The organism is Methylobacillus gramineus, from assembly GCF_020532675.1.
In the GTDB taxonomy this organism is placed as follows: Bacteria; Pseudomonadota; Gammaproteobacteria; order Burkholderiales; family Methylophilaceae; genus Methylobacillus; species Methylobacillus gramineus.
The window spans coordinates 1,329,204-1,352,671 of record NZ_JAJAVE010000001.1 but is presented as its reverse complement, the minus strand read 5'-3'; the positions used below and the strand labels follow the sequence as shown (position 1 = coordinate 1,352,671).

Annotated in this window: 22 protein-coding genes; 15 read left to right on the top strand and 7 right to left on the bottom strand. The window is 50.2% G+C overall.

Annotated features, from left to right (window positions below; translation table 11 throughout):
• Positions 1–8 precede the first annotated feature (8 nt).
• The 3 genes from LG201_RS06265 to nadB form a co-directional block, all read right to left on the bottom strand.
• Entirely contained in the window at positions 9–518 is a 510-nt protein-coding gene (locus LG201_RS06265) for a sigma-70 family RNA polymerase sigma factor (RefSeq protein ID WP_226771302.1), read from the bottom strand.
• A gap of 135 nt (positions 519–653) precedes the next feature.
• The gene (locus LG201_RS06260) at positions 654–2,807 is read right to left on the bottom strand and encodes a TonB-dependent receptor (protein ID WP_226771301.1); all 2,154 of its coding nucleotides are present in this window, start codon (positions 2,805–2,807) and stop codon (positions 654–656) included.
• Between the two features lie 370 nt (positions 2,808–3,177).
• Positions 3,178–4,827 carry an L-aspartate oxidase gene (gene nadB, locus LG201_RS06255; RefSeq protein WP_226771300.1) on the bottom strand — a complete coding sequence of 550 codons (1,650 nt, stop codon included), beginning with the start codon at positions 4,825–4,827 and terminating at the stop codon, positions 3,178–3,180.
• A 194-nt stretch (positions 4,828–5,021) separates the two neighbouring features.
• On the opposite strand from nadB, the gene rpoE reads away from it, so the two are divergent.
• From rpoE to LG201_RS06185, 14 genes are all read left to right on the top strand, one after another.
• A complete protein-coding gene (rpoE, locus tag LG201_RS06250; RefSeq protein ID WP_226771299.1) occupies positions 5,022–5,639 on the top strand; it encodes an RNA polymerase sigma factor RpoE in 618 nt (205 codons plus the stop codon).
• The gene (locus tag LG201_RS06245; protein WP_226771298.1) at positions 5,639–6,097 is read left to right on the top strand and encodes a sigma-E factor negative regulatory protein; all 459 of its coding nucleotides are present in this window, start codon (positions 5,639–5,641) and stop codon (positions 6,095–6,097) included. Before rpoE ends, LG201_RS06245 begins: the two co-directional genes overlap by 1 nt.
• Before the next feature lie 7 nt (positions 6,098–6,104).
• Positions 6,105–7,058, top strand: coding sequence for a MucB/RseB C-terminal domain-containing protein (locus LG201_RS06240; protein ID WP_226771297.1), 954 nt, complete (start codon positions 6,105–6,107; stop codon positions 7,056–7,058).
• Positions 7,059–7,187: 129 nt separating this feature from the next.
• Positions 7,188–8,621, top strand: coding sequence for a DegQ family serine endoprotease (locus tag LG201_RS06235; RefSeq protein ID WP_226771296.1), 1,434 nt, complete (start codon positions 7,188–7,190; stop codon positions 8,619–8,621).
• Between the two features lie 104 nt (positions 8,622–8,725).
• Positions 8,726–10,519, top strand: a complete 1,794-nt coding sequence (lepA, locus tag LG201_RS06230) for a translation elongation factor 4 (RefSeq protein WP_226771295.1) — start codon at positions 8,726–8,728, stop codon at positions 10,517–10,519.
• Entirely contained in the window at positions 10,516–11,262 is a 747-nt protein-coding gene (gene lepB, locus LG201_RS06225) for a signal peptidase I (protein ID WP_226771294.1), read from the top strand. Before lepA ends, lepB begins: the two co-directional genes overlap by 4 nt.
• 8 nt (positions 11,263–11,270) lie before the next feature.
• Positions 11,271–11,636, top strand: coding sequence for a DUF4845 domain-containing protein (locus LG201_RS06220; RefSeq protein WP_226771293.1), 366 nt, complete (start codon positions 11,271–11,273; stop codon positions 11,634–11,636).
• A gap of 6 nt (positions 11,637–11,642) precedes the next feature.
• Positions 11,643–12,323: a ribonuclease III gene (gene rnc / locus LG201_RS06215; RefSeq protein WP_226771292.1), complete on the top strand. Its 681-nt coding sequence runs from the start codon at positions 11,643–11,645 to the stop codon at positions 12,321–12,323.
• Complete coding sequence (gene era / locus LG201_RS06210) at positions 12,320–13,210, top strand: GTPase Era (RefSeq protein ID WP_226771291.1); 891 nt, start codon at positions 12,320–12,322, stop codon at positions 13,208–13,210. The genes rnc and era overlap by 4 nt, the downstream gene beginning before the upstream one ends.
• Positions 13,211–13,485: 275 nt before the next feature.
• Positions 13,486–14,217: a DNA repair protein RecO gene (gene recO / locus LG201_RS06205; RefSeq protein WP_226771290.1), complete on the top strand. Its 732-nt coding sequence runs from the start codon at positions 13,486–13,488 to the stop codon at positions 14,215–14,217.
• Positions 14,214–14,939, top strand: a complete 726-nt coding sequence (gene pdxJ, locus LG201_RS06200) for a pyridoxine 5'-phosphate synthase (RefSeq protein WP_226771289.1) — start codon at positions 14,214–14,216, stop codon at positions 14,937–14,939. Before recO ends, pdxJ begins: the two co-directional genes overlap by 4 nt.
• Before the next feature lie 9 nt (positions 14,940–14,948).
• On the top strand, positions 14,949–15,329 hold the full coding sequence (acpS, locus tag LG201_RS06195; RefSeq protein WP_226771288.1) for a holo-ACP synthase: 381 nt from the start codon (positions 14,949–14,951) through the stop codon (positions 15,327–15,329).
• Positions 15,330–15,364: 35 nt separating this feature from the next.
• Positions 15,365–16,282, top strand: a complete 918-nt coding sequence (locus LG201_RS06190) for a surface-adhesin E family protein (RefSeq protein WP_226771287.1) — start codon at positions 15,365–15,367, stop codon at positions 16,280–16,282.
• Positions 16,275–17,072 carry a tRNA threonylcarbamoyladenosine dehydratase gene (locus LG201_RS06185; RefSeq protein WP_404809724.1) on the top strand — a complete coding sequence of 266 codons (798 nt, stop codon included), beginning with the start codon at positions 16,275–16,277 and terminating at the stop codon, positions 17,070–17,072. The genes LG201_RS06190 and LG201_RS06185 overlap by 8 nt, the downstream gene beginning before the upstream one ends.
• Positions 17,073–17,086: 14 nt before the next feature.
• Here the strand turns inward: LG201_RS06185 and LG201_RS06180 are convergent, their stop codons facing one another.
• From LG201_RS06180 to LG201_RS06165, 4 genes are all read right to left on the bottom strand, one after another.
• Positions 17,087–17,353 (bottom strand): hypothetical protein, encoded by a 267-nt coding sequence (locus LG201_RS06180; RefSeq protein ID WP_226771285.1) that lies wholly within the window; start codon positions 17,351–17,353, stop codon positions 17,087–17,089.
• Between the two features lie 154 nt (positions 17,354–17,507).
• Positions 17,508–19,832 (bottom strand): TonB-dependent receptor, encoded by a 2,325-nt coding sequence (locus LG201_RS06175; protein WP_226771284.1) that lies wholly within the window; start codon positions 19,830–19,832, stop codon positions 17,508–17,510.
• An 86-nt stretch (positions 19,833–19,918) separates the two neighbouring features.
• Complete coding sequence (locus LG201_RS06170) at positions 19,919–21,250, bottom strand: MFS transporter (protein ID WP_226771283.1); 1,332 nt, start codon at positions 21,248–21,250, stop codon at positions 19,919–19,921.
• Positions 21,247–22,578 carry an LLM class flavin-dependent oxidoreductase gene (locus tag LG201_RS06165; protein WP_226771282.1) on the bottom strand — a complete coding sequence of 444 codons (1,332 nt, stop codon included), beginning with the start codon at positions 22,576–22,578 and terminating at the stop codon, positions 21,247–21,249. The genes LG201_RS06170 and LG201_RS06165 overlap by 4 nt, the downstream gene beginning before the upstream one ends.
• A 244-nt stretch (positions 22,579–22,822) precedes the next feature.
• Here LG201_RS06165 and LG201_RS06160 point away from each other — a divergent pair, with 244 nt between their 5' ends.
• Positions 22,823–23,467 carry a TetR/AcrR family transcriptional regulator gene (locus LG201_RS06160; protein ID WP_226771281.1) on the top strand — a complete coding sequence of 215 codons (645 nt, stop codon included), beginning with the start codon at positions 22,823–22,825 and terminating at the stop codon, positions 23,465–23,467.
• The last annotated feature ends 1 nt before the right edge of the window (position 23,468 follow it).

The window sequence follows — 23,468 nt, the reverse complement described above, 5'->3', positions numbered from 1 at the left end:
ATAATGACTCAGGCGTACAACACTTCATAGCAATGTGTCATCGCCTTGGTCATGGCTTTCTGGACTACATTGACGGTTAATCCCATCTCTTTGGCAATCTGCGGATAAGTCAGTCCATCCAGTTGCGAGAGTAGAAATATCTGCTGAGTTCTGATGGATAAGCCATCTAGCAGTGTGGCAATCTGCTCCAGTATTTCCAGAATCAAGGTTTTTTCTTCCGGTGATTGGGCCATGGGTTCTGGTAGCGCGCTTAATGCCTCTAAATAAGCATGTTCAATGGCCTGACGTCGCCAGTGGTTTACTAATAAGCCATGAGCAACAGTCGTGAGGTAAGCTTTGGGTTCGCGCAAGGATTGTAGTTCGCGATCCTTGTTGATTAGTCGCAGAAACGTGTCTTGGGCGAGGTCGGCTGCTTCATGCGACGTACCTAGTTTTTTTCGCAACCAGCTTTGTAGCCAAGCGTAATGATTGGTATAGAGCGTGGAAATAATCTGGTGGGAATGCGCTGAGCCAAGCATGAAAAGATAGAGTAAAAATAATAAGAATTATTCTCATTTTATAGTGGACATACAGTCAACGCAATGAGTGATTATCTAAAAGGGAAAATCATCAAGCCAGCCCTGGGCGCTGGTCTGGCTTGATGGCTACTCTGTTTAAAGTTTGAGTGTCAGGCTTAGCCAGGCACTGCGCGGGGCACCTGGGGTGTTATAAAGATCGGCACCGCCGTGGGCTGAAATGAAATATTCTTTGTCCATGAGGTTGTTGACGGTCAGGCGCAGATCATAATGCGCGGTTTCATAGTAGGCGCTGGCGTCAAAACGAGTATATCCGGGTAGTTTGACCGCATTGCTGACGGAGGTGTATTGCTCACCCATCAGTACGGCTCCACCACCTATGCCAAAACCATTACCAAATCGGTGAGATAGCCACAGATTGGCACTGTGACGTGGCGTCAGGCCTGGTTGATTGCCTTCAATCGCGACACGATAGGTACTTGGGCCAATCGGCACACTCGCCAGTGATGGTGATTTGGTGATCTCTGCATCCATGTAAGCGTAGCCCGCACTGATGTCCCAATGATCAGCCAGGCGACCCATGGCAGATAGTTCAAGTCCGTTAGTACGTTGTTCTCCAATGGGGATCTGGAGGTTGCCATTGGTGGGGTCAGTACTTTTAATATTTGTCCGTTCTAGGCTGAACAGTGACACCATGGTCGAGAGTTTGCCTTCCAGCCAGTCCAGCTTTGCACCAATCTCGTAATTGGTGGTTTTTTCCGGAGCAAGTTGTGCCGCGTTGTTGCTGAATCCCAAGTTGAAGTTTTCCTGTGATGGCTGGAATGATTTGCTGTAAGAGCCATAAATGCTGATGGTATCGGTAGGTTGATAGACCAAGCCAGCACGCGGACTCCACTCTTCGTCAATGCGGCTGACCTTGGCGGGCGAGCGGTTATCTTCAGAACGTTGGTTGAATCGATCAAAGCGCACACCCAGCAAGGCTTTCCAGTGCTCGGTCAGGCTGACCAGATCCTGCATGTATAAGCCTGTTGTCTTGCTGGTGCCTGTGGAATCGGAAATGCCGCTGAGTATTGCTGAGCGTACCGAGTCAGTCAGCACAGAGTTGTAAAGTGTGATATTGCTCGGCGCAGTGAAGTCGCCGGAGAAGGCATCCTTGACTTGCTCACCGATTTCCATCCCGAATAACAAGGCATGCTCTAGTCCCCAGCCCTTAGCTTTGATACTGAGATCTGTCTGGTTGAAGTAGCCATCTTCCTGGCGTTGTACTGTGCTATAACGGCGCGACAGAACCGGGTTGGCTGTGCTGGTGTTAACCCGCGTAACAACGGTGTTGTTACGATCCAGGTCGTAAGAGTAGGCACGAAATGCATTACGCAGCTTTACATCGTCATTGAAGCTATGCTCAAACACGATAGTGCCAGCGCTGACACGGCTCTGTACGTAATCATCGTGACGGCCATCCGATGATCCGTAATAGGTCTTGATGGACACACGGGCAGGTCTGCCATTGACTGCAGGGATGCCAAAATCATTGAGTCTGCGGTCATCCAGATACTCTGCCTGCAGCAGCAGGCGGGATTTTTCACTGATATCTAGCTGGAGCGACGGCGCTATGAACTCCCGATCAATAAAGTTTTGCTGGCGAAAACCATCGGCTTTTTGGCGTGCGGCATTGATGCGGAAACCCACATTATCAGCAAGTGGTTGATTAACGTCGGCTTCATAACGCTGTGAGTCATAGCTACCCAGCGTCATGGTCAGGTTAGCCATGGCCTTGTCGACCGGTTTCTTGGTGATGCGGTTGATAATGCCGCCTGATGAGCCTCGGCCATACAGTACGGCGGCAGGGCCTTTCAGCACTTCTACCTGCTCCACATTCGCCAAGTCACGGAAGTAGAGCGCATCGTCACGGATGCCATCAACAAATTGATCTGCAATCGCGCTGAATCCACGGATATTGACCTGGTCGCGTTGACCATCGCCATTGCTGAAGCCGATGCCTGGCACATTGCGCAGGACATCCTGCATTGATTGTGCACTCTGGTCACGGATCAGTTGGTTGGGAACGACATTGATGGTTTGTGGAATATCCCGGAGCGGTGCATCAAGCTTGGTGGCCGTGTTGGAGATAACTGTTTGATAAGGAGAAACAACATCAGCACTGGTCTTGACCGTGATTTCTTCTAGTTGTGGTGTTTGCGTGCCTGCAGCAGAAGTATCGGCAAATGCGCCATGTACTGTGAAGCCAAGGCTAGTCAATAAGGCCAGCCTAGCAAGGGGAGTGGGTTGCATCTCTGTTTGAAACCTTTCTGTAATCAGCAGGTATTAAGGGGTATATGCTTCTTGAGCCAGGGTATGAAGTAGAAAACAGACTGTAAAATCAACCTGTTGGCATTAGTGGCATCAAGATGTGAGCGTGAATGTATACAATATAGTAATGATTATCAATATCATTTTTGTATGGGAATTTTTACATTTGTTAAATGAAGTTAATTTTTCTGGCAAAGATACTATGGGCCATGCTTGCGGGCGGAAAGGTAGGTAATGAGCGCCTGTGATCAGGCGATATTGAGCTTATTGTTTATGAATGTAATGTATGGTGATGTCCCGCAGTAGCGCGTTGAAAGCGCTATCACGGGACCGTCAGGTTGGATGGACAGGTTTACGGAATAGATACTGGGTTGGCATGAGCGACATCGTCATGTTCGTGACCATGATGGCTGTCCAGCAGGCTATAGTAGTTCGATGGTTCCAATACTGTAGGAACTGCTTCATCAGCGAGGTCGGGATAGTCTTTACTAAAGTGCAGCCCGCGGCTTTCCTTGCGATCCATTGCACTCTTGACGATAAGCTCTGCCACCTGCAACAGGTTACGTAGCTCGATCAGATTGTTACTGATTCTGAAATTGCTATAAAACTCATGAACTTCATCTCTCAATAAATGAATGCGATGCATGGCGCGCGTCAGGCGTTTGTTGGTGCGGACGATGCCTACGTAGTTCCACATGGTGCGCCGGAGCTCACTCCAGTTGTGCGTGATGATGATCTCTTCATCGGCATCCGTGACGCGGCTTTCATCCCAATAGGGCAAGTCTACCGCTGGAAATTGAGGCTGTTCTAGTATGTCTTTGGCGACGGCTTGGCCAAATACCAGGCATTCCAGCAAGGAGTTGCTGGCTAACCGATTGGCACCATGCAAGCCGGTACAGGCGGTTTCGCCTATGGCATACAGGCGTGGGATATCCGTGCGGCCTATATGGTCAGTCATGATCCCCCCGCAGCTATAGTGCGCTGCGGGCACGACAGGGATCGGCTCACGAGTGATGTCTATGCCCAACTCAAAGCAGCGGCGGTAGATGGTGGGAAAGTGTGAAAGTATGAAATCAGCGGGTTTGTGCGAGATATCCAGATAAACGCAATCCAGGCCGCGTTTCTTCATTTCAAAGTCGATAGCCCTAGCGACGATGTCACGTGGTGCAAGTTCTGCGCGTTCATCATGCCAGATCATAAAGCGTGATCCGTCTGGTAACTTCAGTATGCCACCTTCGCCACGCACTGCCTCGGTAATGAGGAATGATTTGGCTTCGGGATGGTACAGGCAAGTGGGATGGAACTGGATGAATTCCATATTGGCAATACGGCAACCTGCGCGCCAGCCCATGGCAACTCCATCGCCGGAAGAAACATCGGGGTTGGTCGTGTACAAATACACTTTGCCTGCCCCGCCTGTGGCCAGAATGGTGTACTGGGCACTGATGGTGAGGACTTTGCCGGTGGTGTTATCCAGCACATAAGCGCCCAGGCAGGCGCTGCCTTCCATGTTCACCTTGCCTGCGGTAATCAAATCGACCGCAATATGCTCTTCTAGTACCGTGATATTAGGATGCTGATAGACTTTCTCTGCCAGGGTTTTCTGCACAGCATGCCCGGTGGCATCTGCCGCATGGATAATCCGGCGGTGGCTGTGGCCGCCTTCGCGAGTTAGGTGGAAGCCACTGTTGTCATCCTCACGTGTAAACGGCACACCTTCCTCAATCAACCATTCCACGGTTTCTCGCCCGTGTTCTGCTACTAGCCGGGTGACAGCGGCATCACATAAACCCGCACCAGCAATCAGGGTATCTTGAATATGCGCCTCAGTTGAGTCATCATCGGTCAATACGGCGGCAATACCGCCTTGTGCCCAATTACTTGAGCCATCATTAATGCTGCGCTTGCTGATCAGGCAAACCTTTTTGTCTGCTCCCACCTTGAGGGCAAGTGTGAGCCCAGCCAGACCACTGCCGATAATGAGGACATCGTATTGCTGCATATGAACCTTGAGATTGATGAACTTTCACGAGTGTATCGTTGTCTCTACCTCTAAGCTAGTCATGAAGAGCTAAAGGGAAGGCTATGATTAAGACAAATAATTTTGAAGAATTTTCGCGCTTGGGCTTCGTTGATACAACGGTGCGAGGGTATACTCCGACTGTCAATAAAATACAGACAGGGAGCAAAGCCTCTATGGCAGCTACCCCGCCGGTGGGTAACCGGGAAATAGACCAGCAATTGGTAGAGCGCGCTCAAGGTGGTGATAAACGTGCGTTTGGCCTGTTGGTTGATAAGTATCAGCGTAAGCTGGGGCGTTTATTGTCACGACTGATTCGTGATCCGGCAGAAGTTGAGGATGTGGTGCAGGAGTCTTTTATCAAGGCTTATCGCGCCCTGCCCAGCTTCCGCGGAGATAGTGCTTTTTATACATGGCTGTATCGGATTGGCATCAATACGGCCAAGAATTACTTGGTTGCAATGGGCCGTAGGCCGCAGGCAACCGGTGATATTGAAATTGAAGATGCCGAGAATTTTGAAGATGGTAACGAGTTGCGCACCATGGACACGCCTGAAACTGAGTTAATGGGCAAAGAAATTGCCCGTACAGTGAACGATACCGTGGCTGCATTGCCTGAAGAATTAAGAACCGCCATTACTCTTCGTGAGATTGAAGGTTTGAGTTACGAAGAAATTGCCACCATGATGGATTGCCCGATTGGTACTGTACGATCACGTATTTTCCGGGCACGTGAAACGATTGCTCAAAAGTTGCGTCCTTTGCTGGACACCCCCGAAAACAGGAGATGGTAATGAAAAGTCAAATTTCAGCGCTGATAGATGCAGATCTGGCGCTTGAGGATGCAGAGTACCTGTATACGACTTTGAAGTCGGGTGGTGAATCTAGTGAAGCTTGGGCAACTTACCATCTGATTGGTGATGCAATGCGTGGTAACCCAGTATTCAAGGCAGATTTTACAGAACGCCTGATGGCGCAACTGGATGCCGAGCCGGCACTGTTGGTGCCCGCTGCAAGGCGCAAGCAATCCATATTCAAGAGTGGGCGTATCTGGTCGGTAGCCGCTTCAGTGGCCGCTGTGGCTTTTGTCGGTTGGGTGGTGTTGCAGCAGCAAGTGCAGACCAGTGTGGACGACGGTAGCTCCCCGATGGAAATTGCACAAAGCCTGCCTGCAGATTACTTGCTGGCACATCAATCCCTAGCGTCCAGTAATTCCGCGTATTACATTCAGCCTGCAAATTATTCGGAGTAGTGGCTAGATGAAGCGTTTTTTGCTGGCGTGCCTGCTGGCAGCTCCGATTGCGATTGTACATGCAGAACAGGAAGACCCATGGCAGGTGTTGCAGAAAGCCGCACAAGCCGCACATGACCTCAGCTACAAAGGGGTTTTTGTCTATCAGTCGGGCGAAAACGTTAAATCTGTCCAAGTGACCCATATGAACTATGGGCAAGGGGAATACGCCCGGGTTGTTGTGCTTGATGGTATTCCGCGCGAAATGCTGAGCCAGGGCAGTGATGTCGTGATTTTTAGTCCAAAAAACGAAAAAGTCATTATGGAAAAGCGGCGTGCACATAATCTTTTCCCTGCGGTACTTCCCACTGCGGTTGATAATATCAAGGCCAGTTATCGAGCGCGTATCGGTGGAATTGAGCGTGTCGCCGGGCGTGATGGTCGCGTGGTATTTCTTGATCCCAAAGATAGATTGCGGTATGCCTATAAATTCTGGGCGGATCGTGAATATGGCCTGTTACTCAAATCCTTGATGCTTAATGAGCAAAGCCAGATGCTTGAGCAAATGACATTCAGTCAGATTGATATGCTTGAGAATCAGGATATGGATTGGTTTCACCCCAATGTCGATCATGGCAAACACTATATCCTTGAAGAGGGTAATGCGCAGCCCGCACAGGAAGTGGCTGAATGGGCCGTAGGTGCGTTGCCTGCCGGATACCGCAAGGTGCAGCAAGTAACGCGTATGGTCCCTGGCAAGCCCTCTCCTGTTACGCAGGTCATCTTTACCGATGGTCTGGCTTCTGTTTCACTCTTCATTGAACCTTTGACCAAGGGCACTCGTCCTAAGATTGGTCAGACGGCGAAAGGCGCAACAAACTTTTATGCCAATGTTGCCAATGGTTACCAGATATTGGTGGTAGGCGAAGTGCCTGCTGTTACTGTAGCCCAGATAGGCAGTGCGGTCAGCTTCAAAAAGTAGGCGACTATCGTCCAGGGCTTATTTTTCAGTGTTCCGTAGTAAATCAATGCAGTGAAGAGTCGCGATTTGTCGTGCAGTCAATGTGGCATCGGCAGTCGCATGAGTGTGACGTTTGAACGAGGTGAATAAATGTTTAAGAAACTAATTGCCGTTTCAGCAATTTGTTTATCTGTTGGTCTGTTTTCTGCTGCTCCGGTGTTTGCCAAGGATTTGCCTGATTTTACCGAATTGGCTGAGAAGCAAGGTTCGGCTGTAGTAAATATCAGTGTTACCCAGGTGGCACAAGTAGGGCCTGCCGGTGGTGGTTCTCCGTTTCAAGGAGGCCCTGATGATGAAGCATTGAATGAGTTCTTTCGTCGGTTCGGTATTCCAGGCTTTCCTGGTGGGCAGGGTGGGCCTCAACAACAGCCTGAATACAAATCCCAGTCACTGGGCTCTGGGTTTATTCTCAGCAGTGATGGGTACATCCTGACCAATGCGCATGTGGTTCGCGAAGCGGATGAAGTGATCGTCAAGCTGAACGACAAGCGGGAATTCAAGGCCAAAATCATCGGTGCTGACCGTCGTACCGATGTTGCATTGCTCAAGATTGATGCGACAGGGCTGCCAAAGGTTGCCATCGGTAATCCCGAGCAACTCAAGGTGGGCGAATGGGTGGTGGCCATTGGCTCGCCATTTGGTCTTGAAAGTACGCTGACAGCAGGTGTGGTCAGTGCCAAGGGCCGTGCCTTGCCTCAGGAAAATTTTGTGCCCTTTATCCAGACAGATGTGGCGATTAACCCCGGTAACTCAGGTGGTCCTTTGTTCAACCTGAAAGGTGAAGTGGTCGGCATCAACTCCCAGATTTACAGCCGTACCGGCGGGTATATGGGCTTATCTTTTTCGATCCCGATTGATGTAGCGATAGATGTCTCCAATCAATTGAAGGCATCAGGCCGTGTTGCTCGTGGCTGGCTAGGAATCGGTATCCAGGAAATTACCAAGGATCTGGCAGAGTCTTTCGGCATGAAAAATACCAGTGGGGCTTTGGTCGCCGGTATTGAAAAAGGTAGCCCTGCTGAAAAGGGTGGGCTGGAAACTGGCGATGTTGTACTGAAGTTTGATGGCAAACCCGTAGTCACTTCTGCTGATCTGCCAAGGATTGTTGGCGCGACAAAACCAGGCAAACAGGTGCCAGTAGAAGTGCTGCGTAAAGGCGCTGCCAAAGTATTGCACATCGCCTTGGGTGAAATGCCGGTGGATAAAGATGAGGTCGTCGCTGCGCCACATTCAAATGCCAAGCCGGAATCCAACCGACTGGGCTTGACCTTGCGTGAATTAACACCGCAGCAACGTCGCGGCCTGAATGGCAGAAATGGCTTGCTCGTGGTCGATGCTCAAGGGCCCGCGGCGCAAGCTGGTATTCGCCGTGGCGATTTGGTATTGGGCTTTAACAATACTGAAGTGCAAAGCCTGGAGCAATTTGGCAAGCAGATCAATGCAGTGCCTGCTGGCAAGACAGTCGCATTGCTGGTGCAGCGAGGAGAGAATACCTTGTATGTGCCGGTCAAGATTGGCAAGTAAATATGCTAAGAGCCGGTATTTGCTGTAAAATCCGGCCTTAATCAGTATGTTGTAAAAGGGCGCTTCGGCGCCCTTCTTTACTTGGCTTAATCTCGAATAACTACATGAAAAATATCCGTAATTTCTCCATCATTGCCCACATTGACCATGGCAAGTCCACTTTGGCAGACCGTATTATCCAACTTTGCGGTGGCTTATCCGACCGCGAGATGGGCGCGCAAGTGCTTGATTCTATGGATATCGAGCGTGAGCGGGGTATTACCATTAAGGCGCAAACGGCTGCCCTGGAATACAAGGCGCTGAATGGCGAGATTTATCACCTCAACCTGATTGATACACCAGGGCACGTCGACTTTTCCTATGAGGTCAGTCGCTCACTGGCTGCCTGTGAAGGTGCATTGCTGGTGGTGGATGCCTCACAGGGGGTAGAAGCTCAAAGTGTGGCCAACTGTTATACCGCGATAGATCAGGGTGTAGAGGTGGTGCCGGTACTGAACAAGATCGATTTGCCATCGGCTGATCCTGAACGTGTCATGCAGGAAATCGAGGATGTGATTGGGGTGGATGCCTCTGAGGCAGTGCGATGTTCTGCCAAAACCGGTTTGGGTGTGCAGGACGTATTGGAGTCCATGATTGCCAAAATCCCGCCCCCGGTAGGTGATCCGACAAAGCCTCTCAAGGCCTTGATCATCGATTCCTGGTTCGATAATTACGTCGGCGTCATTATGCTGGTACGCGTAGTGGATGGAGTACTGAAACCCAAGGACAAGATACGCATGATGGCAACTAAAACCACCCACCTGTGCGAGCAGGTCGGAGTGTTTACGCCTAAATCCAGACCTCGTCCTTCGCTGTCTGCTGGTGAAGTGGGTTTTATCATCGCAGGCATCAAGGAGCTGACCAGTGCCAAGGTCGGTGATACCGTGACCCTGGTTGATAAAATGGCGTCAGAAGCTTTGCCTGGTTTCAAGGAAGTACAGCCACAGGTGTTTGCGGGCCTTTACCCGGTCGAATCCAGCCAGTTTGAAGCCTTGCGAGAAGCGCTTGAAAAACTGAGATTGAACGATGCGTCATTGCAGTTTGAGCCTGAAAATTCCAGTGCCTTAGGCTTTGGTTTCCGCTGCGGCTTCCTTGGCTTGTTGCATATGGAAATTGTGCAAGAGCGCCTGGAGCGCGAGTACGACATGGACCTGATCACTACTGCCCCGACAGTGGTCTATGAGTTGCTGTTAAAAACCGGTGAAGTGACCCAGATCGAGAATCCCTCACGCTTACCTGAACCATCAAGGGTTGAGGAAATACGTGAGCCTATCATTACCATCAACCTTCTGATGCCGCAGGATTATGTCGGCACAGTGATGACCTTGTGTAATGGTAAACGCGGTATACAGCGCAATATGCAATACATGGGGCGTCAGGTGATGCTCACCTACGAAATGCCACTGAATGAGGTGGTGCTGGACTTTTTTGACCGCCTCAAGTCAGTTTCCCGTGGGTATGCGTCCATGGATTACGAGTTTCTTGAATTCCGTGCGGCAGACCTGGTCAAGCTCGACATTATGGTCAACGGTGAACGCGTTGATGCGTTGTCGCTCATTGTGCACCGTGCCAACAGCATTTATCGTGGACGCGAGCTGGTATCCAAGATGCGCGAGTTGATTCCACGCCAGATGTTTGATATTGCCATTCAGGCTTCTATCGGCGCCAACATCATTGCCCGTGAAACGGTAAAGGCAATGCGCAAGAACGTGCTGGCCAAGTGTTATGGTGGTGATATATCGCGTAAGAAAAAGCTGCTGGAAAAGCAAAAAGAAGGCAAAAAACGCATGAAGCAAGTGGGTAATGTTGAAATTCCACAGGAAGCATTCCTGGCCATTTTGAGGGTTGAAGACAAATGATGTTTGCATTATTCATGCTGGCTGTGCTGGCAATCACGGGTATTATCTGGCTGCTTGATAGCCTGTTCTGGCGCAAAAAACGTGCTGCTGGGGCTGCTGACCCTGTGGTAGTGGAGTATTCCAAGAGCTTCTTCCCCGTCATTCTTGCCGTATTCCTGATTCGCTCTTTTATTGTCGAGCCTTTCAAGATTCCTTCTGGCTCCATGATGCCGACGTTGCTGGCTGGCGATTTTATTCTGGTCAACAAATTCACCTACGGCCTGCGTGTGCCTATTCTGAACAAGACTTTCTTTGAAGTAGGTCATCCACAGCGTGGTGATGTGTTTGTGTTCCATTATCCGCCTGATCCTTCCATTGATTACATCAAGCGCGTGGTGGGTGTGCCTGGTGATCGTATCGCCTATAAGGACAAGCGCCTCACGATCAATGGCAAGCCGATTGAAACCACCTATGTTGATGACTATAAATATGTGGGGTCCGGCCTCAATATGATCGTCACCAAGCGTTACAAAGAACAGCTTGGCGATAAAAACCACGAGCTGCTGATCGAAGAGAATGGCATGGCGTTTGACGGTGAAGTGGAAGTGCCGCCTGGCCATTATTTCGCCATGGGCGACAATCGTGATAACAGCAAGGATAGCCGTGTCTGGGGCTTTGTTCCTGAAGATAATCTGGTTGGCCGTGCATTCTTTATCTGGTGGAATTTTGACGACTTTGGCAGAATCGGCAGCAAGATCAACTAGGAGGTATCATGAAAACACAACGTGGTATGACATTTCTAGGCCTGGTAGCCAGCATTGCTGTTGGGGTGTTTGTGGTGGTGGTCGCCATGAAACTGGCGCCATCCTATATTGAGTATTTTTCTGTCAAGAAAGCCATTACCAAGATTGCGCGTGATCCTGCATTTTCTTCCATGACCAAATCAGACATGATTTCTTCTTTCCAGAAGAGCGCTACCATTGATGATATTCGTAGTGTGGACAGCAAGGATTTGGTGTTCCTGCGTGATGAAAATGGCAAGACAGCCCTGTCCGTGGAATATCAGGTGGTCGTGCCCTTGTTCTCCAATGTCAGTGCCTTGCTGGATTTCGAGACTTCTACCGACAATGCACGCTAGGCAGGTATGAGTCAAAGCAGTTTAGTGCGCCAGCTCGCGCATGATTTCAAGGATAAAGAATTATTAACCCGCGCGCTTACGCATCGTAGTTATGCCAGTGTGAACAATGAGCGCCTGGAGTTTCTCGGCGATGGTGTACTGAATTTCCTCGTTGCCCATCAGTTGTATCAGCGCTTTCCCAAATTGCCAGAAGGAGATTTGAGCCGCCTGCGTGCGCAATTGGTGAAAGAGCAGACACTCAGTGAAATCGCGATCAGCCTGAGTGTGGGTGATTTTCTCAAGCTGGGTGAAGGTGAGTTGAAGAGTGGGGGATGGCGTCGTCCCTCAGTCTTGGCGGATGCGCTGGAAGCCATTATTGGCGCCATCTTTCTTGACGGAGGCTACCCAGCGGCTGAAGCCGTGGTGATACGCCTGTTCCAGCCACTACTAGAAAAGATTGATCCGCAAGCCATCGGCAAGGATGCCAAGTCCTTATTGCAGGAATATTTGCAGGGGCGCAAGATTGACCTGCCGGAGTATGAGGTATTGGCCACAGAGGGTGAGGCACATTGCCAGACTTTCCGCGTCAGTTGTCACATTCCAAAATTTCAGATCACGAGTGAGGGCAAGGGCTCCAGTCGTCGCGCGGCCGAGCAGTTAGCGGCCCAAGCGGCTTATGAGCAATTGCTCGAAAAAGGTAAAAAATGACTTCATCTCCAGCATTCCGTTGCGGTACCGTGGCCATCGTTGGTCGACCCAATGTCGGTAAATCCACATTGCTGAATCATATTCTCGGGCTGAAGCTCAGTATCACTTCGCGTAAAGCGCAGACAACACGTCATCGCCTGCTGGGAATTCATACCACAGAGGATACGCAGTTTCTGTTTGTCGATACGCCTGGTTTCCAGCAAAAACATATTAATGCACTGAATCGCACCCTGAATCGCACCGTGACTAAAGTGCTCAATGAGGTTGACGTGGTGTTATTTGTGATTGAGCCCATGCATCTGGGTGATGCTGACCGCAAGGTGCTGGAGCTGCTACCCAAAGATCAGCCCGTATTCCTGGTGGTGAATAAAGCCGACTTGATGGGAGACAAGGGTAATCTGTTACCGTTGATCCAGGATTTTGATCTGGAATTTCCTTTTACTGGCATTATTCCTGTGAGTGCCAAGAAGAATCTTCATCTGGATGATTTGCTGGCTGCTGTGCGTGAGCACTTGCCAGAACAAGCTGCCATCTATGGAAAAGATGAACTAACAGATCGCAATGAGCGTTTCCTTGCCGCTGAGATGCTACGCGAGAAAATCTTCCGCCTGCTCGGGGATGAAGTGCCATATTCGGTGGCGGTTGAAATTGAGAAATTCGAACAAGAAGGTAACCTGCGCCGGATTCATGCGGCGATTATCGTGGATAAGGATAGCCAGAAGCCCATGCTGATAGGCAAGGGTGGTGAAAAGCTCAAGCGTATTTCCACCGAAGCCAGGCAGGATATGGAAAAACTGTTCGGAGGCAAGGTCTGGCTCGAAACCTGGGTAAAGGTCAAGGGTGGGTGGGCGGACGATGAGCGGGCGCTCAAAAGCCTGGGCTACTAAGGGGGCCGCCTGATGCCAAGGGCAAATACGGCGTTGTCGGGCCTTGCCGTACTAGATGTACTGTCTGCAGCCCTCCGTCTTGTCTTTGCCCTTGGCATCAGGCGGCTGGGGGAGATAACAACACCTGACACAACCTTGTCGTGTCTTGTCCTGTTAAATGCGCGACCTGTGGCTGGCTGCCAACTCCTTGCATCAACCCCTTATCGCCCTCCAATGTTTGTTGCTGTTTCAGTCTTTTGACATTGCATCATTTACCCTACGCATAACCATTCATCATGGCCGTTTCCATCAATCGCCAGGACAACCAGCCGGTATATGTGCTGCATACCTATCCTTTCAAGGAAACCAGCCTGGTGGTGGAGTTGTTCAGTCGTGAATTTGGGCGTGTTGCGGCTGTTGCCAAAGGAGCCCGACGTCCACGTTCTGCGATGCGTGGAATGTTGCAGGCATTCCAGCCCTTACAGGCAACATGGTCAGGCAAGGCCGAGCTAAAAAACCTGCATAGCATGGAGTGGGGGTCGGGCTTGCTGCTGTTGCAAGGCGAAGCGCTCATGTGTGGTTTTTACCTGAATGAACTGCTCTTGCGTCTCTTGCCGCGGGAGGATGCGCATGATGCCTTGTTCGATTACTACCATCAAACCTTGCGTATCCTTGCACGTAATGAGGTGGCGGCTGCTACCACTTTGCGCCGCTTTGAGCTGAAAATGCTGCAGGAAATGGGCTATGCCGTGCCATTAATGATGGATGAGCATGGTCAGCCGACTCTGCATGATCAGCTTTATCATTATATTGCCGAGCATGGTGCGGTGGCTGCCGATGCATATACTGGTGCGGCAAATGGCGTACAATTATCTGGCAAGACCTTGCTGGATATGGCACAGGATGATTACACCGACGCACAGACCCAGCAGCAGAGCAAGCAGCTGATGCGCTTGTTACTGGCACACTATCTGGGCGACAAGCCCTTGCATACGCGACAATTACTCATGGATTTGCAGGCATTATGATCAAACTAGGCGTTAATATCGACCATGTGGCTACGCTGCGCCAGGCCCGTGGTACCCAATATCCCAGTATCGTTCAGGCTGCCTTGCGCGCAGAAGAAGCTGGCGCAGACAGCATCACGATTCATTTGCGCGAAGACAGGCGCCATATCCAGGATGAGGATGTGTATGCCCTGCGCCCCTTACTGCAAACCAAGATGAACCTTGAAATGGCAGTGACGGATGAAATGGTGGCGATTGCCTTGAAAGTGAAGCCACAGGATGTCTGTCTGGTTCCGGAGAAACGGGAAGAGCGTACCACCGAAGGTGGACTGGATGTCGCAGGTAACCTGGGCACGATTAAAGGGGTATGCAAGACCCTGGCTGAAGCCGGTATCCGTGTGTCCCTGTTTATAGGCCCAGATCTGGCACAAGTAGAGGCAGCCAAGGCAGCGGGTGCTCCTGTCATTGAGATTCACACAGGCGCGTTTGCTGATGCCGACAATCTGGAAGATAAAGCGACCGAGCTGCAGCGCATTCAATTGGCGGTGGATTATGGTCTAGCCCTTGGATTAATCGTGAATGCCGGGCATGGCCTCAATATCCATAATGTGCATGATATTGCACAGATCCCTGGCATAGAAGAGCTGAATATTGGTCACGCTATTGTGGCCCATGCCTTGTTTGTGGGATGGGAATACGCAGTCCGTGAAATGAAGTCGCTCATGATCCGGGCCGCTGCCTAGGTTGTTTTGATGATTTATGGCATAGGAACCGACATTGTTGAAGTCGTGCGCATAGAAGAGTCATTGACCAAATTTGGGGATGCTTTTGCGCAGCGCATCCTGAATGCGTCTGAGTGGCACGAATACGAACAGTCCAGGGTCAAGGCACGTTTTCTGGCCAAGCGTTTTGCCGCCAAAGAGGCATTTGCCAAAGCCTTGGGTACTGGTATACGTGGACCAGCGACCTTCGAGAATATTGGCATCAGCCATGATGAACTGGGCAAGCCTATCTTGGTGCTGGCTAATGAACTGCAAACGTTGCTGAATGCGCATGGCATTGTGGCGCAGCACCTTTCCATCAGTGATGAAAAAGCCTTGGCAGCCGCCTTCGTGGTGTTGGAAAAAGTTTAGCTATGCGTTGCCTGCTTGTTTTATTGGGTTTGCTAATGTCTTTCAGTGCACACGCAGAACACTGGGAATTACTGGGCGCAAGCCAGGTGGGCAAGCATTATGTTGATCATGGCACTATCCAGTGGGACGCAAAAAAGCGCACTTTTAGTGTACTGACCAATGTAGAGCAGGCTGATGGCAGCAGCTGGGTGACAACAATGGGGATAGACTGTACCCAGCATATTTTTCATTATCTGAATGGCTATCGTCTCCAAGATGGTCAGCAGACGTTCAAGTTTAACCAGGCACGCCAGCCTGAAAAAATTTCCCCGCAATCCTTACCTGATCAATTGCAACAAGCCTATTGCAAGATGGATGCCGCCAATACCCCAGTCGTGGTAACACCAGTCAGCAATTCTCCGCAATGGGAGGTGGTTGGTAACAGCAATACTGGAGAAGTGGCGTTTGACCGTGCATCACTCAAGCAAGATAGCATTACGCAGATATTGACGGTCAATACCCGAGTCAAACCGTTTAACAAGCAGGAGCAGACGATCAGCACCTTGTCTCTGGACTGTGCGAGCGAGCGATTCACCTTGCTGAAAGCCGAGCGGGTGAATAAGGGAAAAACAGAGGTGCTGTTTGAGAAGCCCCAACCTGCAGCAGCCTTCAGTAAGTCTGCTACGGCAAGCCAGTTGGCAAAAACCATCTGCAGCCCGGCCAAACGCGTGGCGCGTAATCCGTTTCAGGAAGATGAATGCGGCCATATTCTGAAAGAGCTACAGGCATTGGAAAGCCATGTGCAAGCCGATGTGGATGGCAATGCTCTGTACTGCGATACCATGCAAAAATACCTGGAACATCTTGCCGAAATCGGACAAGTGGTGGAGCAGAACCATTGCTCAATTACGCGCCTTGATCAATATGAGCGGGAAATTCGCGCCATTCAATGCCGGCAGCCTGATGATGAGTGAATCCATGGATATTGATGTGATGCGTCGTTTTGGCGGTGTGCGTCGCTTATATGGTGAGCAGGGCTTACAGCGCTTCCAGGCTGCCCATGTCTGTGTGGTCGGTGTCGGCGGAGTTGGCTCCTGGGCGGTGGAGGCGCTTGCACGCAATGCCATTGGGCGGTTGACCCTGATAGATCTCGACAATATTGCCGAGTCCAACGTGAACCGGCAATTGCATGCGGTGGAGGGCGAGTTTGGTAAGGCCAAGGTTACTGCCATGGCAGAGCGGATACGCCTGATCAATCCATTGGCACAGGTGCAGGAAATTGAAGAGTTTGTGACGGTGGATAATGTCGATCTCATGCTCAATCGCGGGTATGACGTTGTGCTGGATGCCATTGATGATGCCAGAGCCAAAGTGGCGATGGCGGCCTGGTGTCGTCAGCATAAAGTACCGTTGGTCATGGCCGGTGGGGCAGGCGGACGTTTTGATCCCACGCGCATCCGTATTGCTGATCTTGTAGAAGTGCATGGGGATCGCTTGTTGGCCAAGGTGCGTAATAATTTGCGGCGAGACCATGGTTTTCCTAAAGCGTCACAATCCCAGAAAAAACCTGCCAAGTTTGGTATTCAATGCATTTATTCCGATGAGCCTGTCCAGTTGCCGGATGCGAGCTGTGAGGTGAGTGATGATAGCGGCGTGACAGGGTTGAATTGCGCGGGGTATGGATCTTCAGTGGCAGTCACTGCTCCATCTGGCATGGCTGCCGCTGCAGTGGTACTCAAGCTGCTGACTTCAGCAGCTCGTTGACGAATCAATTTCTGTTACGAGTGATTGATCGTACCTTCATATTCGGGGAAGTATCGCGAAATCAGGGCCAGATCAAAACTACGCAGAATACTGGTGTTTGACTCCCGGGCCAGCAGGAAATCAAAGGAACGATTGACCAGCTCTTCCGTACTGAATTTGCCTTGAGTGAGTTTGGCTGCGTAGTCTGGCGTGACGGTTACACAGTGAGTTGTAGGTGAATGTGCCTGGATAGCGACTTCAAAATGCTGCTCATCCAGTTTGCTGATCGTGATAGTGGCCATCGCAATCTCCCCTACAGTCATGAAGGGCATAGTGTAACTTGAATATAGTGATTCAAAAAGCGACTTGCTGATAAATGGGTAAATCTAAAAAAATCAGCCACCTGCCAGTGCTGGCTTGGTGGCTGTTCCCCTTGTAACCACGGTATTGATTGATTTAGAAGTCGTAACGCAGGCTGGCCCCTATGGTGCGTGGTTGGGCTGCCGAGCCAGCATACGTATTAAAGTTGGAACTGCTGACCAAACCAAGGAAGTAGTGTTTATCGAACAGGTTTTTGGCCCAGATTGATAAGTCCCACTGATTTTTTCCATGAGGAATCTTGAATCCAGTCGTTAAGTTAAATACACCATAACCAGGAATCTTGGAGAAACTTGAGTTGTTAATATCTGCATAGGTCTCAGAGCGCAAGCTATAGTTGGCAGAGGTGTAATGTTCTATATTGCCGTTGATATTCCACTTATGGAATAAACCAGCATTTGTGGTCCATCTTGGAGCGCCATTAACGCGGTTTCCGGAAATGCTGCGATATCCACGTCCGTAACCTATGCCATCAAACTCTTCAAATGGTGTAGGTGCAGTACCTTTATCAAAGGTCGCATCTGTGTAGGCTGCATTAAAGGTTAGCGTTAAGTGGTCTGTGGCTTGCGCTCTGACATCTAGCTCTACACCTTTACTAGTCAAGTCGCCGACATTGGTCAGGAAGGGAACAAAGTTACCAATGCCATCAGTGGTATTGGTAATCGCCTGGTAATCCGAAATTTTGGTAACGAACAGATTGGTATTGATATTTAGTCGATTATCTAACCATGATGTTTTAAGGCCAAATTCCAGATTCTTGGCTTTTTCAGGATCAATTTCCAAAGCTTGGGCACCTAGCAATGCACCTGGGCTGAGTATGCCATTCACGTTATATCCGCCAGATTTTTGACCAGTTGAGTAGGTAACAAACCCCAGAATATCATTGTTAAAGTGGTAGCTTGCGGTAAGCAACCCAGCGATGCTCTCATCGGTACGACGCATGGTTCCACTATCATAGTTCCTGAACAAGGCAGGAGTGAATTGAATAGGAAGGCCAGGAATAGTTGCATGTTCCTGGTCCACCCTGCCTTCCTTTTTTTCCAGGGTGTAACGTAATCCACCTGTCAGATCAAAAGCTTCAGTCACATGCCAAGTGGATTGCCCAAAGACCGCATAGCTATTGGTTTTTGCGTTGCCTTGACCAAATAGGGATGAGTTGTCAGGACTTTGAGTCAGGGCGCTTGTATTGGGACCTGTTACATAAGAATTATCACTTGTAATATGTTGCTGATAATAATAAGCGCCTACAACATAGTCATAAACCTCCCCTAGCGGAGATGCCAAACGCACCTCTTGAGAGTATTGGTTTTCCTTAACTTTGAAGCCACCGGTAATACCTGATAATCTTGTAAAGTCCAAGTCATTTTCAGGGCTGAATTTCCAGTCACGCCAAGCGGTAATCGAGGTTAATTTATAACCATTAATATCCCAGTTTGCTTCGGCCGAAAGAGCATCTTGGTTGACCTTCGATTTCTGTCTGTCGTTGAAATCTACTTTGTAGTCATAAGGGCTGCGGCCACTATTGATCGCACCAAGGTTTGCGCCAACCTGTGCATAGGTAACACCAGTTGGCCGCCAAGGCGCAAAGCTATAGGGAATAATGGTGCCTGTACTGGAATCTTCTTCATTATGTTCGGCAATCAATCTTAGGCTAAAAGTATCGCTTGGCTTGATCAGCACCTGTCCACGTGCACCTTTTCGGTTGATTTCGTTAAGGTTTTTTCCGTTGTAGGTGTTTTTGACCCAGCCATCATCATGCGTATCGTAGGCGGAAATACGTACTGCGACCGTGTCATTTAGCGGTTGATTAATGTTGGCTTTGAGCTGACGATAGCCGCGCTCACCACCTGATGCCTCAATCGACCGTTCTTCCTTGAATACCGGTGCGCGCGAAGTGATGTTAAGCACACCTGCAGTCGTGTTCTTGCCGAACAAGGTGCCTTGTGGGCCGCGCAAGAGGTCGATCTGCTCGATGTCCAGCAGGTCGAACACGGCCTGGCCTGGTCTACCTAGGTAAACGTTGTCGAGGTAAATGCCGACGCTGCCTTCCAGACCTTCGTTAGCGGTATTGTTGCCTATGCCACGGACTGCCACGCTGGATTGGCGAGCATGGATGAACTGGGCAGTAAAGTTGGGCAGTAGTTGTTGCAAGTCCTGCACCTGGTAAATCTTGGTGGCTTCCAGTTGCTCACCTTTGATTACGCTGATCGGTGCCGGGACATCCTGTTCTTTTTCAGTACGGCGTCTGGCAGTCACGGTGATGCTCCCCAGCGTATTTTGATCACTGACCTCTGCGCTTTGGGTCACATTGTTGCTCACTGGCTCTTCGGCATGGGCTGGGCTGTAAGCGGCATGAATTGCCAGTGCAATACTGCTGATGACAAATGGTTTACTCAATTTCATAGTTTCATTCCCCTAAAATAATCTTGTGTTCTCTTGTAATGCTCTGCGGTTTTTCATACATCGCTCTACTTGTTCTTTTTGCATGTCTAACCCGCTTCTACTTTGTAGTCACCAATCTTGCTCAGATCGTCCTGGTAATAACGCAGGGAAAGGAACAGTAATATCACGGCTAGGGTGCCACTGACGACTGGCAGGATAAAGAGGGCTTGTCCCAGGCCATAATGATCAGACAGCAGGCCGGCCAGGAATGGTCCTGGGACTGAGCCCAGTAGGTGCAAGGTCATGACTGCAGTGGTCCCGGACAGTGCGCGGCCAGAAGGATGTGCAAGTTCCTGTGTCATGCTGAGCGGGCCAGAGCCACTGATGGCAGCGGCAAAGCTCGCAGTAATAATCAGTAGGTATTGGGTCTGGTAGTCCAGTGTGGCCCCGAAGGCAATGCCATACAGCGTAGCCGAGAGTGCAAAGGCCAGGGTAGAGAAGTAAATCTTGGCGTTAGGATGGCGACGCGTCAGTGTGTCCATGATCCAGCCACCGAGCGGGATGGCAACGACGCCTACTAATAGTAGGCCACTGGTCATCAGTGAAGCCTGTTGCAAGGGGATGCCATGGATACGGTTGAGATAGGTGGGCAGGAAAAAGACGATAGGCACCCATTGCAAGGTTGCCATGCCGCCACTCAGGTAAGCCAGTAACAGGGATGGGGTGCGGATTATGCGTGACCAGTTATGACGGATAACCTGCCAATGACTGCTGGCTCGCGACTGGTCCGAGACTGGAGTATCAGGTTGTATGTTTCGGTAATCGCGGCAGCGATAGAGGGCGATCGCGACCAGAATGCCGGGAATCGCCAGCAGGCCCAATGCATGGCGCCAACCATAATGCGCAGCAATAAACCCTCCTAACGCGATCCCCAATGCCATGCCTATCGGCTGGCTGGCAGAAAATACGCCCAGCGCCAATTGCAGGCGTCGCCTGGGAAATGCTGCGCTAATCCAGGCATAAGAAGCCGGCGCGTAAGCCGCTTCTCCTGCACCGACCAGTGCACGGCTGGTAACCAGCTGACCAAAATTCTGGGCAAAGGCACCGCTGGCAGATGCCAGTCCCCAGAACACGCCCATCAGGCTGGCGGTCTTGATACGGCTCCAGCGATCAATCGCAATTGATACAGGAAAGGCGAATAACACCATGCCCAAGGTCAGGACTGAACTGAGCAGACCAGATTGTGCATCGCTCAAACTCCATTCGGCTTTGATGTAAGGCAGAAGCCCGGCAATGATGAGTCGATCAGCAAAGTCGAATACCATCAGCAGGCATAGGAGAAGAAAAATACCCACTGTGCCTTGTTTGCCAAACAGGTAGCCATCATTCGTGGTACTGGAGGCGGGGATATGAACCGGTGCTGCAGTGCTGTTGCTCATTGATATTGGCTCCGTGGGCGATTTAGTTCCAGGTGGTCACGCAAGGTGTTGCCTGTGTATTCAGTGCGGAAAAGTCCACGTCTTTGTAGCTCAGGGATGACCTGTTCAACAAAGTCCGTAAGCCCTTGTGGGAAGGTGGCGGGCAATATATTAAAACCATCGGCAGCCCCCTGGGTGAACCAGATTTCCAGTTGATCGGCAATACTGCTTGCCGTGCCGGTGATGATGCGGTGGCCGCGTGCCCCCGCTACTTTCTGGTAGAGCTGACGTATGGTGAGATTTTCAGTGCGCGCCAGGTTTACCAATAGTTGCTGGCGGCTTTGCCATCCCTCAGTATCGGGAAAGTCTGGTACTGGACCATCAATTGAATGCTTGCTTAAATCTATATTGCCCAGGAAGGCAGATAGCAACGCAATGCCCACGGCGGGGTCTATCAATGCTTGTAATTGCTCATATTTATCCTGCGCTTCTTGTTCAGTATTGCCAATAATGGGCATGACACCAGGCATGACTTTCAGGCTGTCAGGATGGCGTCCTTCTGCGGCTAGGCGATCTTTTAACCCTTTGTAAAAAGCTTGCGCACCTGCTAATGATTGCTGGGCGGTGAAGACAATTTCCGCTGTGGCCGCTGCCAATGCTTGTCCATCCTCGGATGAGCCAGCTTGCACGATGACTGGATAGCCTTGTACCGGTCTTGCCGATTGCAGTGGGCCGGTAACGGAGAAGTAGGTTCCTTGATGATTGAGAAAATGGAGTTTTTCAGGATCAAAGAAATTGCCTGACTCCTGATCAAATAGGTAAGGATGGTCATCCCAGCTATCCCATAAGCCCTTGACCACATCGACATACTCACGTGCGCGCTGATAGCGCTCGGTATGCGGAATTTGAGTGTTCAGGTTGAAGTTGTTTGCTTCGAAATCAGTGCCGGATGTGACCAGGTTCCAACCAGCGCGTCCCGCACTGATATGGTCTAGCGATGCAAATAATCTGGCGAGATGATAAGGCTGTAGATAAGACGTGGAAACCGTGCTGATCAGGCCGATTTTATCTGTGCTACCGGCAATCGCAGCCAAGACAGTGAGTGGCTCCCAGAAATAGGGGATGGCACCTTTGGCCAGCAGCCTTTTGTCTATCTGCGGCAAGCCTAGCGTATCAGCAAAAAAGATGGCATCGAATTTCCCACGTTCTGCAATCTGCGCCAAGTTTTTCAGGTGAGCGAGGCTGGTGGCATCTGCCGGGTTTACGTCTGGATGGCGCCATGCAGCCAGGTGATGACCTACACCTTGCAGGAAAGCGCCTAATTTTATTTGTCTTTTGCTGGTTGCCATGGGTATGCCTGATGCAAGCATCGCAAGATGGGTAATCAATGCGATTAGGTGTTTTATAAAGTCTGGTTTATATTTAAGTGAACGGTACCGTTCACTTAATGAAGGCTAATGTAATGCATAACTAATAGAATATAAAATATTTATTTAAAATATTAATATTCCTTTTTTGTATAAGTGGCGTGAGCGTAGATACAGGCATAATGCCGGGCATGTGACGATAGGGTTGAATGTAGTGGATAAGTCAATGAGTGTGAAAGCTGCGGGCGGCAGACCAACAAAAGAAGCCTCTGAACTGTTGGGGCAACATATGCTGGAAATTGCAGCACAGACTTTTCTTGATAAAGGCTTTCAAGGGGCCAGCATAGAGGGCATCGCCAAGGCTGCCGGGGTGTCCAAGCTGACGATCTATCGTCATTTTGAAACCAAGAACAGTTTGTTTATTGCCGTGATCCGCAAGTATATGGATATCTATGTGTCTGCACTGGTGGAGGCAACTAACACCAAGAAGCCTCCTGCAGAGGCATTGTTTGATATTGGGCTGTTTATTTCAGACCAATGGTTTAAATCCAATAATATAAAATTGAGTCGTATCCTGATTGCTGAGGTGCACCGTATCGAAGGCTTGTCTGCAATGATTGATCAGGCATTGAATGAGGGCCGGATACCGGTGGAGCACTATTTATTGCAGTTAATGGACAGAGGCTTGGTGAGTTTTACCGATGTCCGTGCTGCCACCATCCAGTTTGTCCAGCTCTGTGTCTCCGGGCATTATTTTCTGTTGCGCGATGAAAGCGTGATCCCTGATGATGAAGGAAGAGCCAGGCTCGTAAGGTCAGCCGTTAATCTGTTTATGTATGGACATTTCCTCAAGCCAGCCACGGCTGGCTGAA

Bases quoted from the DNA above. Each gene is read 5' to 3' on its own strand.
- LG201_RS06245 (WP_226771298.1), top strand. From the start codon at position 5,639: ATGAAAAGTCAAATTTCAGCGCTGATAGATGCAGATCTGGCGCTTGAG.
- LG201_RS06220 (WP_226771293.1), top strand. From the start codon at position 11,271: ATGAAAACACAACGTGGTATGACATTTCTAGGCCTGGTAGCCAGCATT.
- pdxJ (WP_226771289.1), top strand. From the start codon at position 14,214: ATGATCAAACTAGGCGTTAATATCGACCATGTGGCTACGCTGCGCCAG.
- LG201_RS06185 (WP_404809724.1), top strand. From the start codon at position 16,275: ATGAGTGAATCCATGGATATTGATGTGATGCGTCGTTTTGGCGGTGTG.
- rnc (WP_226771292.1), top strand. From the start codon at position 11,643: ATGAGTCAAAGCAGTTTAGTGCGCCAGCTCGCGCATGATTTCAAGGAT.
- rpoE (WP_226771299.1), top strand. From the start codon at position 5,022: ATGGCAGCTACCCCGCCGGTGGGTAACCGGGAAATAGACCAGCAATTG.
- LG201_RS06180 (WP_226771285.1), bottom strand. From the start codon at position 17,353: ATGGCCACTATCACGATCAGCAAACTGGATGAGCAGCATTTTGAAGTC.
- era (WP_226771291.1), top strand. From the start codon at position 12,320: ATGACTTCATCTCCAGCATTCCGTTGCGGTACCGTGGCCATCGTTGGT.
- LG201_RS06265 (WP_226771302.1), bottom strand. From the start codon at position 518: ATGCTTGGCTCAGCGCATTCCCACCAGATTATTTCCACGCTCTATACC.
- recO (WP_226771290.1), top strand. From the start codon at position 13,486: ATGGCCGTTTCCATCAATCGCCAGGACAACCAGCCGGTATATGTGCTG.
- LG201_RS06160 (WP_226771281.1), top strand. From the start codon at position 22,823: ATGAGTGTGAAAGCTGCGGGCGGCAGACCAACAAAAGAAGCCTCTGAA.
- LG201_RS06170 (WP_226771283.1), bottom strand. From the start codon at position 21,250: ATGAGCAACAGCACTGCAGCACCGGTTCATATCCCCGCCTCCAGTACC.
- lepA (WP_226771295.1), top strand. From the start codon at position 8,726: ATGAAAAATATCCGTAATTTCTCCATCATTGCCCACATTGACCATGGC.
- LG201_RS06260 (WP_226771301.1), bottom strand. From the start codon at position 2,807: ATGCAACCCACTCCCCTTGCTAGGCTGGCCTTATTGACTAGCCTTGGC.
- nadB (WP_226771300.1), bottom strand. From the start codon at position 4,827: ATGCAGCAATACGATGTCCTCATTATCGGCAGTGGTCTGGCTGGGCTC.
- acpS (WP_226771288.1), top strand. From the start codon at position 14,949: ATGATTTATGGCATAGGAACCGACATTGTTGAAGTCGTGCGCATAGAA.
- LG201_RS06235 (WP_226771296.1), top strand. From the start codon at position 7,188: ATGTTTAAGAAACTAATTGCCGTTTCAGCAATTTGTTTATCTGTTGGT.
- LG201_RS06190 (WP_226771287.1), top strand. From the start codon at position 15,365: ATGTCTTTCAGTGCACACGCAGAACACTGGGAATTACTGGGCGCAAGC.
- lepB (WP_226771294.1), top strand. From the start codon at position 10,516: ATGATGTTTGCATTATTCATGCTGGCTGTGCTGGCAATCACGGGTATT.
- LG201_RS06165 (WP_226771282.1), bottom strand. From the start codon at position 22,578: ATGGCAACCAGCAAAAGACAAATAAAATTAGGCGCTTTCCTGCAAGGT.
- LG201_RS06175 (WP_226771284.1), bottom strand. From the start codon at position 19,832: ATGAAATTGAGTAAACCATTTGTCATCAGCAGTATTGCACTGGCAATT.
- LG201_RS06240 (WP_226771297.1), top strand. From the start codon at position 6,105: ATGAAGCGTTTTTTGCTGGCGTGCCTGCTGGCAGCTCCGATTGCGATT.